General features: G+C 24.3%; 19 protein-coding genes and 1 pseudogene. 17 read left to right on the top strand and 3 right to left on the bottom strand.

Annotated features, from left to right (window positions below; all coding sequences use genetic code 4):
• The first annotated feature begins 8 nt into the window (after positions 1 to 8).
• Positions 9 to 563 carry a UPF0236 family transposase-like protein gene (locus tag AAHM82_RS05760; protein WP_342264799.1) on the top strand — a complete coding sequence of 185 codons (555 nt, stop codon included), beginning with the start codon at positions 9 to 11 and terminating at the stop codon, positions 561 to 563.
• 144 nt (positions 564 to 707) lie between these two features.
• Here AAHM82_RS05760 and AAHM82_RS13670 read toward each other — a convergent pair whose 3' ends face one another.
• Together AAHM82_RS13670 and AAHM82_RS13665 are read right to left on the bottom strand one after the other, a co-directional pair.
• Positions 708 to 1100 (bottom strand): transposase family protein, encoded by a 393-nt coding sequence (locus AAHM82_RS13670; protein WP_342264845.1) that lies wholly within the window; start codon positions 1098 to 1100, stop codon positions 708 to 710.
• Positions 1097 to 1537: a transposase family protein gene (locus AAHM82_RS13665; protein ID WP_342263396.1), complete on the bottom strand. Its 441-nt coding sequence runs from the start codon at positions 1535 to 1537 to the stop codon at positions 1097 to 1099. The genes AAHM82_RS13670 and AAHM82_RS13665 overlap by 4 nt, the downstream gene beginning before the upstream one ends.
• Positions 1538 to 2223: 686 nt before the next feature.
• Here AAHM82_RS13665 and mnmA point away from each other — a divergent pair.
• From mnmA to AAHM82_RS05735, 4 genes are read left to right on the top strand one after another with little or no spacing between them, the layout of a single operon-like run.
• Positions 2224 to 3363, top strand: coding sequence for a tRNA 2-thiouridine(34) synthase MnmA (mnmA, locus tag AAHM82_RS05750; protein ID WP_425289061.1), 1140 nt, complete (start codon positions 2224 to 2226; stop codon positions 3361 to 3363).
• Between the two features lie 23 nt (positions 3364 to 3386).
• Entirely contained in the window at positions 3387 to 4358 is a 972-nt protein-coding gene (gene ftsY, locus AAHM82_RS05745; RefSeq protein WP_425289006.1) for a signal recognition particle-docking protein FtsY, read from the top strand.
• Positions 4359 to 4371: 13 nt separating this feature from the next.
• Positions 4372 to 4692, top strand: a complete 321-nt coding sequence (gene ylxM / locus AAHM82_RS05740; RefSeq protein ID WP_342264796.1) for a YlxM family DNA-binding protein — start codon at positions 4372 to 4374, stop codon at positions 4690 to 4692.
• 14 nt (positions 4693 to 4706) lie between these two features.
• Positions 4707 to 5504 carry a TIGR00282 family metallophosphoesterase gene (locus tag AAHM82_RS05735; protein ID WP_342264795.1) on the top strand — a complete coding sequence of 266 codons (798 nt, stop codon included), beginning with the start codon at positions 4707 to 4709 and terminating at the stop codon, positions 5502 to 5504.
• Positions 5505 to 5623: 119 nt separating this feature from the next.
• On the opposite strand, the gene AAHM82_RS05730 is transcribed toward AAHM82_RS05735, so the two are convergent.
• The gene (locus tag AAHM82_RS05730; RefSeq protein ID WP_342264921.1) at positions 5624 to 6832 is read right to left on the bottom strand and encodes an IS256 family transposase; all 1209 of its coding nucleotides are present in this window, start codon (positions 6830 to 6832) and stop codon (positions 5624 to 5626) included.
• Between the two features lie 204 nt (positions 6833 to 7036).
• Here AAHM82_RS05730 and AAHM82_RS13660 point away from each other — a divergent pair, with 204 nt between their 5' ends.
• From AAHM82_RS13660 to AAHM82_RS05685, 12 genes and pseudogenes are all read left to right on the top strand, one after another.
• A complete protein-coding gene (locus tag AAHM82_RS13660; RefSeq protein WP_342263396.1) occupies positions 7037 to 7477 on the top strand; it encodes a transposase family protein in 441 nt (146 codons plus the stop codon).
• The gene (locus tag AAHM82_RS13655; protein WP_342264845.1) at positions 7474 to 7866 is read left to right on the top strand and encodes a transposase family protein; all 393 of its coding nucleotides are present in this window, start codon (positions 7474 to 7476) and stop codon (positions 7864 to 7866) included. The genes AAHM82_RS13660 and AAHM82_RS13655 overlap by 4 nt, the downstream gene beginning before the upstream one ends.
• A gap of 188 nt (positions 7867 to 8054) precedes the next feature.
• Positions 8055 to 8360 carry a hypothetical protein gene (locus AAHM82_RS05720; RefSeq protein ID WP_342264794.1) on the top strand — a complete coding sequence of 102 codons (306 nt, stop codon included), beginning with the start codon at positions 8055 to 8057 and terminating at the stop codon, positions 8358 to 8360.
• 488 nt (positions 8361 to 8848) lie between these two features.
• Entirely contained in the window at positions 8849 to 10012 is a 1164-nt protein-coding gene (gene metK / locus AAHM82_RS05715) for a methionine adenosyltransferase (protein WP_425289005.1), read from the top strand.
• Between the two features lie 137 nt (positions 10013 to 10149).
• The gene (locus AAHM82_RS05710) at positions 10150 to 10341 is read left to right on the top strand and encodes a hypothetical protein (protein ID WP_342264792.1); all 192 of its coding nucleotides are present in this window, start codon (positions 10150 to 10152) and stop codon (positions 10339 to 10341) included.
• Between the two features lie 228 nt (positions 10342 to 10569).
• Entirely contained in the window at positions 10570 to 11022 is a 453-nt protein-coding gene (locus tag AAHM82_RS13650) for a helix-turn-helix domain-containing protein (protein ID WP_425289004.1), read from the top strand.
• Positions 11019 to 11411, top strand: coding sequence for a transposase family protein (locus tag AAHM82_RS13645; RefSeq protein WP_342264845.1), 393 nt, complete (start codon positions 11019 to 11021; stop codon positions 11409 to 11411). Before AAHM82_RS13650 ends, AAHM82_RS13645 begins: the two co-directional genes overlap by 4 nt.
• Before the next feature lie 171 nt (positions 11412 to 11582).
• Positions 11583 to 11672, top strand: a pseudogene (locus AAHM82_RS13640) (IS1/IS1595 family N-terminal zinc-binding domain-containing protein); the annotation flags it as partial.
• Positions 11673 to 11741: 69 nt separating this feature from the next.
• Positions 11742 to 12026, top strand: coding sequence for a hypothetical protein (locus AAHM82_RS05700; protein ID WP_342264791.1), 285 nt, complete (start codon positions 11742 to 11744; stop codon positions 12024 to 12026).
• Complete coding sequence (locus tag AAHM82_RS05695) at positions 12013 to 12363, top strand: hypothetical protein (protein ID WP_342264790.1); 351 nt, start codon at positions 12013 to 12015, stop codon at positions 12361 to 12363. Before AAHM82_RS05700 ends, AAHM82_RS05695 begins: the two co-directional genes overlap by 14 nt.
• A gap of 92 nt (positions 12364 to 12455) precedes the next feature.
• Positions 12456 to 12896, top strand: a complete 441-nt coding sequence (locus tag AAHM82_RS05690) for a transposase family protein (RefSeq protein WP_342263396.1) — start codon at positions 12456 to 12458, stop codon at positions 12894 to 12896.
• Complete coding sequence (locus tag AAHM82_RS05685) at positions 12893 to 13189, top strand: transposase family protein (protein ID WP_342264919.1); 297 nt, start codon at positions 12893 to 12895, stop codon at positions 13187 to 13189. The genes AAHM82_RS05690 and AAHM82_RS05685 overlap by 4 nt, the downstream gene beginning before the upstream one ends.
• Positions 13190 to 13266: the final 77 nt, after the last annotated feature.

The raw sequence follows: 13266 nt of genomic DNA, 5'->3' as shown, positions 1-13266 counted from the left end.
GATTTTTTATGTTAAAAATTAATAATAATGTAAAAACCTTAGAAAACAAGCATTGATTCAGTTTATTCGCAACCCATAAAAATATGTACACTAACAAATGCGAACAATTAGCTAATGAATATGAAAAATTAGATGAATACTTATATAAATATCATTATCGGTTAAAACAAGGTTATAAAGTAGTTCATTTTGCTTTAAGAACAATTATTACAATTTTTGGTGATGTTACTTTTAAACGACGCCGATATAAATATTGAAATCAAAAATCAGGTAAATTTGAATATGTATGTTTGTTAGATAAAGAAATTGGTTTATTGCCCAAACAACGCATTTATTTTGATGTCCAATTTAAAGTTTTAAATCTTTTGGGCGATGGTAAACGATATCGCGATGTTTTAGATGCTCTAAATCATTGTTATATTTCAAAAGCTAGTATTTCAAGCATTTTAAATAAATATGATATTGCTGAATATTTCCAACTAGCAGAAAAAGAAACTAAAACTAAAATTGATGTCAAAAATAAGGATTTATATATTAGACTTCTTGCAAAATTAATATGATAATTATAATTTTTAAATTTAAAATAAATATAAAAGTGTTATTAAAATAATTTTTAGATTATTTTTACAAATATTTTGTCATTAAAACATAATAAAAATTATTATTTACAATAAAAAAAGACTGAAATTTTAAATTATCAAATATATTTAAACTAATAGTTGTAAATTATAAATTGAAGCTATTAAATTAAATCTTAAAGCAAATCTTTTTCTACGATTTCGATATTTTTCACTAATAATTTTAAATTTTTTAAGTATAGCAAAAACATTTTCAATAACAATTCTCATTTTTGAAATTCGCTCATTATTTTGCTTTTCTTCTTTATTTAAAGGGTTTTTCTTTGATTTTCTTTTAGGAATTAAAACATTATGATTAATTTTTTGTATGCCTTGATAACCTAAATCCACTAAAACAGTTGTTTCTGGTAAAAATTTAATTTTTGAATCTTTTAAAATTTTAAAGTCATGGTTTTTACCATAAGAAAAATCAGAACTAATAATTTTTTTACTATCTTTTTCAATTATAACTTGTGTTTTTATTGTGTGTTTTTTCTTTTTTCCTGAGTAGTGCTGTTTTTGTCTTTTTTTGGGCGTTGGATTTGGCTTTCAGTTACATCAATTATAACAGTCTTATCTTTGAAATAATCTTTTAATAGTGATTTTTGACCAGTAAGTTGTTGAAAATTAGGGTGTTTTATTAAAGTGTCTTCAATTCATTTGATATTTCTATAACAACTACTTTCACTAATATCATAACTTTTTGCAATATGAAAATAAGTTCTATATTCTCTTCAATATTCTAAAGTCATTAAAATACGATTTTCTAATGATAATTTATTGGTTCTTCCGCGACGAAATCTCTTTTTTAATTCTTCTATTTTTAAAATTTCTAGCATTTTATTAAAAGTAGTATGTTTAATACCAGTTAATCTTAAAAAATTTTTATCACTTATTTGATTATTTTTTTTAAATTTCATTTAAATTCCACCTTTTTATTAAAAACAACAATTCAATTATATTTTAAATTAATTTTGCAAGAAGTCTAATATAATTAGCTGATTGTTTTACTTCTTCAAAGCAATACCTAACAAAACTTTATGCGCCCATATTAATAATTTTTATTGTGTAAAAATTCAATAATATGATAAAATGATAACGAATAAAAATGACAATAACAAGAAAGGCAGGCTTAGTTTAGTAATTAAATAATATAATTAGCTGATTGTTTTACTTTTTCAAAGTAATACCTAAGAAAACTAAACGCGACCATCATTTACTATAAATTATTTCAATATGCAAATTAAGTATATATTTCTTATGTATGATTTTTGTTGTAAAAAATTATTTTAATGTTAGTTTTATAAGCATTTTACTTAGTTTTTATAACCTTTTATTAAGATTATGTTTGTTAATATTAAATATTTTGTTTTATTTCTTATTTTTCAAATAAAAAGGTAATCAATTTTTAGGTGCTTTTCTTTCAAAATTATTTAAACCTTTGCCTACCTAACAAAACTTTATGCGTCCGTAAATGATTATTTTTTCTTTTTAAAAAAATACCTAAGAAAACTAAACGCGACCCTAAATTATAAAAAGATGTAATTTGTTGCTATTTGTTGTAAAATTAATAGGGAAAGTTAATAAAATTGAGAAGGTGAAATTGATGAAAGGACGAGTTGTTATTGGTATGAGTGGGGGAGTGGATTCTTCCATTGCGGCATATTTATTAAAACAACAAGGATATGATGTTATTGGATTATTTATGCGTAATTGAGATTCATTAGTAAATAATGATATTTTAGGAAATAAATCGATTAACGATGCTATTTGTCCAATGCAAGTTGATTATTTAGATGCTAAAAAAGTTGCTGAACAATTAAATATTGATTTATATCGTATTAATTTTGTTGAGGAATATTGACAATATGTATTTACTTATTTTTTAGAAGAATATAAAAAAGGGCGCACCCCTAATCCTGATATTTTATGTAATAAATATATTAAATTTTCTGCTTTTTTAAATTATGCATTGGAAAAGTTAAATGCTGATTATATTGCTATGGGGCATTATGCTAAAGTTAAATATAATGATGAAACAAAAAAATATGAATTATTAAAAGCAAAAGATGAAACAAAAGATCAAACTTATTTTTTATCACAATTAAATCAAGAACAGTTAGCAAAAACTATTTTTCCTTTAGGCGATATTAAAAAAGTAGAGGTTAGGCAATTAGCTAAGAAATTAAACTTAGTAATAGCTAATAAAAAAGATTCAACAGGAATTTGTTTTATTGGTAAAAGGAATTTTAAACAATTTTTACAAAATTATATTCCTGCCCAAGTTGGTAATATTGTTGATATTAAAAGTAATAAAATTATTGGAACGCATCAAGGGATTATGTATTATACGATTGGTCAAAGAAAAGGCATTGATTTATCAGGAATGAATAATCGTTATTTTGTTGTTGGTAAAGATTATCATCAAAAAATTCTTTTTGTTGCTAGTGGCAGTGATAAGGAATGATTATGAGCTAATGGTTGTTTAGTTATTGATGTTAACTGAATTAATAATTCTTTACCATTATTAAATTTACCGATTACAGCAAAGTTTCGTTATCAACAAATTTCTTATGATGTCAAATTATTATTATTAGATAATAATTGTGTTAATGTTGTTATTGCAATTAAGGTAAGAGCTCTTACTCCAGGACAAGTTGCAGTATTTTATCAAGGTGATGTTTGTTTAGGTAGTGGAGTAATTGATCAAGTATTTAATGATGATAAATTATTAAATTATTTATAAGTTATTCATATTAGGAGGATTTAATGTTAAAAAAATTAAAAGATAAAATCTTATCTAAAAGCTCTTTAAAATATGAAAAAGGGTTGAATAAATCCCGAAAATCTTTTTTACAAAAATTACAGATTTTAGTTACTAAGCATCGTGTTATTGATGAAACATATTTTGAAGAATTAGAAAATACATTAATTTTAGCTGATGTTGGTGTTAAAATGGCATTGCAAATTGTTAATGAAATTAAAAATGAAGTTAGAATTAATAATATTAAGGATCCAGAAATAATTAATGAACTTATTATTGATAAGATGGTTGCTATTTATGCTAGTAATTCGTTTATTACAACGACTTTAAATGTTTTGGATAATCAATTAAATGTTATTTTGGTTGTTGGTGTTAATGGTGCTGGTAAAACAACATCAATTGCTAAATTAGCTTATTTGCTATTACAACAAAATAAAAAAGTTTTATTAGTAGCTGGGGATACTTTTAGAGCTGGTGCTGTTGAACAATTATCGCAATGAGCAAAACGCTTGCAAGTGCCAATTGTGGTGCCTAGTAAAGAGCAACAAGATCCTGCTAGTGTTATTTATACGGGTATTAAAAAAGGTCAAGAATTAGAAGTTGATGTTGTTCTTTGTGATAGTGCGGGCAGATTACAAACTAAAACTAATTTAATGAATGAATTAAATAAAATATATAAAGTTATTCAAAAGGTAATCATTGATGCCCCTCATGAAACATTATTAGTAGTTGATGCCACAACGGGACAAAATGGCATTTCCCAAGCACAAAATTTTACCGAAGTAGCACCAGTTACGGGGATTATTTTAACCAAGATGGATGGTTCTTCTAAGGGAGGAATTATTTTAGCGATTAAAGAAAGTTTAAATATTCCTGTAAAATATATTGGTCTTGGTGAAAAACTTGATGACTTGGAAGAATTTGATTTAGAACAATATATTCAAGGATTAACAGCAAAAGAAGTTACGAGTAGATAGGATAAGGATGAAAATGTGAGATCTTAGTAAGACTAATGAATTAAATTTATTATATGATTTATATAGTAAGTTATTAACACCGAAACAGCAAAAATACTTTTCCCTTTATTTAATGGAAAATTTTTCATTACAAGAGATTGCTAATGAATTAAATGTTTCGCGTAGTGCTGTTCACGATGCGATTAGTAAGATAATTAATATCCTAAATGTTTATGAAGAAAAGATGCAGTTGTTAGTAAAAGATATTCGTCGAAAAACATTATATGCATATTATGAAAATGAAACGGAAGCAAATGTAGGAATGTTAATTGCTGAGTTAAGAAAAATTGATTAGAAAGAAGGAAAAATATGAATATTTTAGTTATTGGTGATATTTATGGTCAAGTTGGTCGTAGTATTTTAGAAGAATATTTAGAATCTTTAAGAAAAGATTATCAAATTGATTTTGTCATTGTTAATGGAGAAAATATTAGTCATGGAAAATCAATGATTAAAGAGCATTATCATTTTTTAAAGCAAATTAATGTTGATGTGATTACAGGTGGTAACCATACATTTGATAAGCCGGATATGTTAGATTTAATCGTTGATAATGATCATATTTTACGACCATTAAATAGTAATCCCTACCATCCTGGTAAAGGTTCTTCAATATTTACTGTTAAAGATAAGAAAATTCGCGTTACCAATTTAATTGGTAGTGCTTTTATGGGTTCATCACAAAATGCATATTTGGAAATGGATACACTCTTAAAAGAAGATGACAGTGATATTCACTTAGTTGATTGTCATGCGGAAGCAAGTGCTGAAAAAATTGCTTTAGCTTGAAATTATGATGGCGAGATTACAGCATTATGAGGAACACATACGCATGTACAAACTAATGATGCGAGAATTTTGCCAAAAGGAACCGGATTCATTACTGATATTGGAATGACGGGAGCTTATTATTCAATTATTGGTGCTAATCCAACAGAAGTTATTTATCGTCAGAAAAATAATTTGCCAATTAAATTTAAACCAGCAATTGGTGAGGGGCAAATTAATGGTATTGTTTTATTTATTGATGATATTACTAATAAAGTTATAAAAATTGAAAATATTAATATTAATCCACACAAAGAATATCCTAAGGTTATTAAATAATTATTTTAATTTTGTCGAAAACTCTTGATAAAATAAAAAAAAAATCATCAACTTGATAATTTTAAAAGGCTTTTATGTAAAATTACTGGGACTGTACAATTAACTGTGTCTCTAAGTAATTAACTTAAATTCACTCTGTCCTCAAATTTTATCATTAAATGTGAAATTGCACTACCCCAATTTTGAATTGGCATCGTTCATTTCTTAACCATATTTTGAAATGCTAAATAAAATATTTTAAAAACTGATGCGTCATTAGGAAAAATCTTTTTATTCTTAATGACTTTTCTTAGTTGACTATTAACAGATTCAATCGCATTAGTTGTGTAAATAATCTTTCTAAATTCTTGAGGATATTCAAGAAAAATTATTAAATTATTTCAGTTATTTTTTCATGATTTAGTAATTTGTGGATACTTTTTATTTCATTTTTCAGAAAAATGATCTAAAGCAACTAGCGCTATTTCTTCATTAATTGCTGTATAAATTGATTTTAAATCATTAGCTACAAGTTTGCGATCTTTGTAAGGGACAAATTTTAAACTATTACGAATTTGATGAACAATGCATAATTGGTGCTGTGTTTTTGGGAACACAGCTTCTATTGCATCAGACATTCCAGTTAAATTATCGCTACAAGCAACAAGAATATCTTGTAAGCCACGATTTTTCATTTCCGTAAGATTATTAAGTCAAAATTTGGCTCCCTCATTCTCGCTAATTCACATTCCTAAAATATCTTTTAAACCATCTAAATTAATTCCTAAGGCAAGATATTCTGCTTTATTTATTATTCGTTTATCTTGCTTTACTTTAACAACAATACAATCAAAATAAACAATCGGATAAATCTTCTCTAAAGGTTTAGTTTGTCACATTTTAACTTCTTCAATAACATCATCAGTTATTTGACTAATTAAACTTTCTGAAATTTCTGCTCCGTGATAGAATTCTTGCAATTGTGCTTTGATATCAGAAATTGTCATTTCTCTTGCATATAAAGAAATTACTTTTTGATCAAAGTTATCAAATCTTCTTTGTCTTTTCGGAATAATTACTGGTTCAAAAGTACTATTTCGATCTCTTGGTACATCAATTGCGATTGAACCATTTTTAGTAATAATGGTTTTTTGTGTGTTGCCATTTCTTTTATTATGATTCTCATCAGTTTCAAGATGATCTTTAATTTCCGTATTTAACATTCGTTCAGTTAATTTTTTGGTAAATTCCTGAAAAATAGTATTGCCTTTAAATAAATCTTGTTGATTATCAATATTTTCTAAAAAATAATCAACAACTTTATCAGTTGCATCAGGTTCTTTTTTTATTTTTTTTTGTCATTTTCTGTTCTCCTTCGTTTAAGTATAATTCAGAATGAATTATCGAGACACAGAATTTTGGACAGGCCTAATATTTTTTTTATTTTATGTTAAATCCACAAACACCAAACGTTTACAAAAACAATAGACTTCTTGCAAAATTAATTTAAAATATAATTGAATTGTTGTTTTTAATAAAAAGGTGGAATTTAAATGAAATTTAAAAAAAATAATCAAATAAGTGATAAAAATTTTTTAAGATTAACTGGTATTAAACATACTACTTTTAATAAAATGCTAGAAATTTTAAAAATAGAAGAATTAAAAAAGAGATTTCGTCGCGGAAGAACCAATAAATTATCATTAGAAAATCGTATTTTAATGACTTTAGAATATTGAAGAGAATATAGAACTTATTTTCATATTGCAAAAAGTTATGATATTAGTGAAAGTAGTTGTTATAGAAATATCAAATGAATTGAAGACACTTTAATAAAACACCCTAATTTTCAACAACTTACTGGTCAAAAATCACTATTAAAAGATTATTTCAAAGATAAGACTGTTATAATTGATGTAACTGAAAGCCAAATCCAACGCCCAAAAAAAGACAAAAACAGCACTACTCAGGAAAAAAGAAAAAACACACAATAAAAACACAAGTTATAATTGAAAAAGATAGTAAAAAAATTATTAGTTCTGATTTTTCTTATGGTAAAAACCATGACTTTAAAATTTTAAAAGATTCAAAAATTAAATTTTTACCAGAAACAACTGTTTTAGTGGATTTAGGTTATCAAGGCATACAAAAAATTAATCATAATGTTTTAATTCCTAAAAGAAAATCAAAGAAAAACCCTTTAAATAAAGAAGAAAAGCAAAATAATGAGCGAATTTCAAAAATGAGAATTGTTATTGAAAATGTTTTTGCTATACTTAAAAAATTTAAAATTATTAGTGAAAAATATCGAAATCGTAGAAAAAGATTTGCTTTAAGATTTAATTTAATAGCTTCAATTTATAATTTACAACTATTAGTTTAAATATATTTGATAATTTAAAATTTCAGTCTTTTTTTATTGTAAATAATAATTTTTATTATGTTTTAATGACAAAATATTTGTAAAAATAATCTAAAAATTATTTTAATAACACTTTTATATTTATTTTAAATTTAAAAATTATAATTATCATATTAATTTTGCAAGAAGTCTAATGAGTTATTGAAAATATGAACAAAGAATTAATTAACGAAAATTCAATTATTACTTCTGATATGCAAAAATTATATTTTTTAGTAGCAAAACAAACAAATTCTACTTTATGTGTAACTAAAACAACAATTAATCCTGAAGCTAGCTATCGTAACTTAAATAAAATCAGTAAATTACAATCTAGTCTTAAAGAAGCCTTAATTCATTATCATGGTTTAGGTTTTACTAATATTCAAAATTATTTAAATCTCTGAAAATGAAAATACCAACATAAGGGTTTAACTCCAAACCAACAAACAGCGATATTATATTTTAATGTATAAAAAAGTTAAAGTAAAAATAGTAATTTTACATAAAAGCCTTTTAAAATTATCAAGTTGATGATTTTTTTATTTTATCAAGAGTTTTCGACAAAATTAAAAATTTTTTATTGTGTAAAAATTCAATAATATGATAAAATGGTAATGAATAAAAATGACAATAACAAGAAAGGCAGGGTTAGTTTAGTAATTAAATAATATAATTAGCTGATTGTTTTACTTCTTCAAAGCAATACCTAAGAAAACTAAACGCGACCTTTACAAGTAATTTGCATTTTTAAGTGATTAATGTTAATATTTTTAAGGACAATTTAAAATTTTCATTCATTTATTCTGAACTGGATATGCTAGTTTTAACCAGTAGCAACCCTTTTATTTTTAAAAGAAGGTGCTTCTAGCAGGGTAAATACCAACAATAAGGGAAGGATTATATTTAAAATATAAAACCTTCTTTTTAGTTAAAGAAGGTTTTATATTATTTAAATAAATTAATGGAGGAATGTATGAGAAAAATATTATTTACTAGTGAATCTGTTAATGAAGGACATCCTGATAAGATTTGTGATCAAATAGCTGATGCTATTTTGGATGCTTGTTTAAAACAAGACCCGCAAACAAGACTAGCTTGTGAAGTGTTTATTACTACTAATATGGTTATTATTGGTGGCGAAATTAAATCATCAGCAATTGTAAATTATGAAGCGATTGCTAGAAAAGTTATTTGTGATATTGGTTATATTGATGAAAAAATTGGTATTAATGGTAATAATTGTCATATTCAAGTATTAATTCATAGTCAGTCACAAGATATTATTCGTGGTGTGGAACATAATCATCAATTAGCAGCAGGCGATCAAGGAATTATTTTTGGTTATGCTACTAATGAAACTAAAACTTATATGCCGTTAGCTATTCAAATTGCTCATGATTTAGTACATTTAGCTTCTTCTTTAAGAAAAAATCAAGAATTTAAAGATGCGTGCCCTGATATGAAATCACAAGTAACGATTGATTATACTAATCGGTACCAACCTAAAATTGATACGATTTTAATGTCAATTCAGCATCATCCTGATTATAATGAAAGTGAATTTAAAACCTTTATTCATCAAAAAATTATGCTAGTTATTGCTAAGAAATATAAGTTAAATTTTGATTTTAAATTTTTGATTAATCCGACAGGAAGATTTGTTATTGGTGGACCTTATGGTGATACGGGATTAACAGGAAGAAAAATTATTGTGGATACTTATGGTGGATATGCTCGTAGTGGTGGTGGTGCTTTTTCTGGTAAAGATGCTACTAAAGTTGATCGGACAGCTGCTTATATGGCAAGAAAAGTTGCTAAACATATTGTTGCTTTAAATTGGGCTGATAAATGTGAAATTCAATTGGCATATGCTATTGGTATGAAAGCTCCGATTGCTGTTTATATTGAGACATTTAATACTGAAAAGATTGCTCTTAATATAATTAGTGATGCCATTAGTGCTGTTTTTGATTTTTCAATTCAAGGAATGATTGATTGTTTGCAGTTAATGCAACCGATTTATCAAAAAACTGCTGTTTATGGTCATTTTGGTAAAGATGATAATTTTAGTTGAGAAAAACTGGACTGTTTAGAACAATTAAAAGATTATATTAAAGATAAGTAAAAATGAGAATACTTAGGTATTCTCATTTTTAAAATTTAAATTATTTTCTAATATTTTTTTTAATTTTAAAGATAAGTATTGATAACCTCTTTATTTTTTCTGTAAATGGGTTATTTTTAATTTAAAGGTGATTTTTTATGCAAGAAAAAGATATTTTAAAAGAAATAAATAATATTGATGATAAAACTTTTATGAAAATAAATCAGCAATTAAAAAATAGAGCAAAGAAAATTGAAAAAAAGGAAAAACAAGTAATTATTTTTAATTTTGTCGAAAACTCTTGATATTTATTGAATATACTTAATTTTAGGTATATTTTAATATGATAGAGGTGGATAATAATTATGGAAAAAATAATTCAAGAACTAGTAAATACTTTAACAGATGGTCAATTTTTAGAATTTTATGAAAAAGTCAAACAACAAGCAGAATTAATAAAAAAAAACAAAAACAAAAACGTTTAAATGAAATTGATCAAAAATTTAGAGCGCAAGAGGTATTAGACTTCTTGCAAAATTAATTTAAAATATAATTGAATTGTTGTTTTTAATAAAAAGGTGGAATTTAAATGAAATTTAAAAAAAAATAATCAAATAAGTGATAAAAATTTTTTAAGATTAACTGGTATTAAACATACTACTTTTAATAAAATGCTAGAAATTTTAAAAATAGAAGAATTAAAAAAGAGATTTCGTCGCGGAAAAACCAATAAATTATCATTAGAAAATCGTATTTTAATGACTTTAGAATATTGAAGAGAATATAGAACTTATTTTCATATTGCAAAAAGTTATGATATTAGTGAAAGTAGTTGTTATAGAAATATCAAATGAATTGAAGACACTTTAATAAAACACCCTAATTTTCAACAACTTACTGGTCAAAAATCACTATTAAAAGATTATTTCAAAGATAAGACTGTTATAATTGATGTAACTGAAAGCCAAATCCAACGCCCAAAAAAAGACAAAAACAGCACTACTCAGGAAAAAAGAAAAAACACACAATAAAAACACAAGTTATAATTGAAAAAGATAGTAAAAAAATTATTAGTTCTGATTTTTCTTATGGTAAAAACCATGACTTTAAAATTTTAAAAGATTCAAAAATTAAATTTTTACCAGAAACAACTGTTTTAGTGGATTTAGGTTATCAAGGCATACAAAAAATTAATCATAATGTTTTAATTCCTAAAAGAAAATCAAAGAAAAACCCTTTAAATAAAGAAGAAAAGCAAAATAATGAGCGAATTTCAAAAATGAGAATTGTTATTGAAAATGTTTTTGCTATACTTAAAAAATTTAAAATTATTAGTGAAAAATATCGAAATCGTAGAAAAAGATTTGCTTTAAGATTTAATTTAATAGCTTCAATTTATAATTTACAACTATTAGTTTAAATATATTTGATAATTTAAAATTTCAGTCTTTTTTTATTGTAAATAATAATTTTTATTATGTTTTAATGACAAAATATTTGTAAAAATAATCTAAAAATTATTTTAATAACACTTTTATATTTATTTTAAATTTAAAAATTATAATTATCATATTAATTTTGCAAGAAGTCTATTAAATGCCCTAAATGTGAATCTTACCATTGCGTTAAAAATGGACATAATTCAGAAGGAAAACAAAAATATTTATGTAAAAATTGCCGTGCAAGTTTTGACGCTTTTCGTAATCATTTTATTTATTGAAGTCATTTAAATTATGAACAATGAAATTTATTGATTCAAATTTCATTGCTGGGGCAATCTAGTAAAACAATTTCTCGTTTTATTAAAACTACATTAAAAACTGCTTGATATAATCGTCAAAAATTAATGAAATCAAAACAATTAGAAAATACCCAATTAAAATTTAAAAAATTATCTGGTAAAATCCAAATCGATGAAACATTTATTAAAGAAATCCATAAAGGAAATTTCAAATATAAAACTGATCCACGAAGAATTCACCTTGACCCATTCGCAACTAATACTAAGATGCTGTATTCAAATGGCAATTGATAATAATAACAATATTTATGTTAAATCCACAAACACCAAACGTTTACAAAAACAATGAGTTATTGAAAATATGAACAAAGAATTAATTAACGAAAATTCAATTATTACTTCTGATATGCAAAAATTATATTTTTTAGTAGCAAAACAAACAAATTCTACTTTATGTGTAACTAAAACAACAATTAATCCTGAAGCTAGTTATCGTAACTTAAATAAAATCAGTAAATTACAATCTAGTCTTAAAGAAGCCTTAATTCATTATCATGGTTTAGGTTTTACTAATATTCAAAATTATTTAAATCTCTGAAAATGAAAATACCAACATAAGGGAAGGGTTTAACTCCAAACCAACAAACAGCGATATTAGACTTCTTGCAAAATTAATTTAAAATATAATTGAATTGTTGTTTTTAATAAAAAGGTGGAATTTAAATGAAATTTAAAAAAAATAATCAAATAAGTGATAAAAATTTTTTAAGATTAACTGGTATTAAACATACTACTTTTAATAAAATGCTAGAAATTTTAAAAATAGAAGAATTAAAAAAGAGATTTCGTCGCGGAAGAACCAATAAATTATCATTAGAAAATCGTATTTTAATGACTTTAGAATATTGAAGAGAATATAGAACTTATTTTCATATTGCAAAAAGTTATGATATTAGTGAAAGTAGTTGTTATAGAAATATCAAATGAATTGAAGACACTTTAATAAAACACCCTAATTTTCAACAACTTACTGGTCAAAAATCACTATTAAAAGATTATTTCAAAGATAAGACTGTTATAATTGATGTAACTGAAAGCCAAATCCAACGCCCAAAAAAAGACAAAAACAGCACTACTCAGGAAAAAAGAAAAAACACACAATAAAAACACAAGTTATAATTGAAAAAGATAGTAAAAAAATTATTAGTTCTGATTTTTCTTATGGTAAAAACCATGACTTTAAAATTTTAAAAGATTCAAAAATTAAATTTTTACCAGAAACAACTGTTTTAGTGGATTTAGGTTATCAAGGCATACAAAAAATTAATCATAATGTTTTAATTCCTAAAAGAAAATCAAAGAAAAACCCTTTAAATAAAGAAGAAAAGCAAAATAATGAGCGAATTTCAAAAATGAGAATTGTTATTGAAAATGAAAATACCAACATAAGGGTTTAACTCCAAACCAACAAACAGCGGTATTATATTTTAATGTATAAAAAAAGTTAAAGTAAAAATAGTAATTTTACATAAAA

It is taken from the genome of Spiroplasma endosymbiont of Clivina fossor, assembly GCF_964031115.1.
GTDB lineage: Bacteria > Bacillota_I > Bacilli_A > Mycoplasmatales > Nriv7 > Nriv7.
This window is presented reverse-complemented; position numbering and strand designations above follow the sequence as displayed.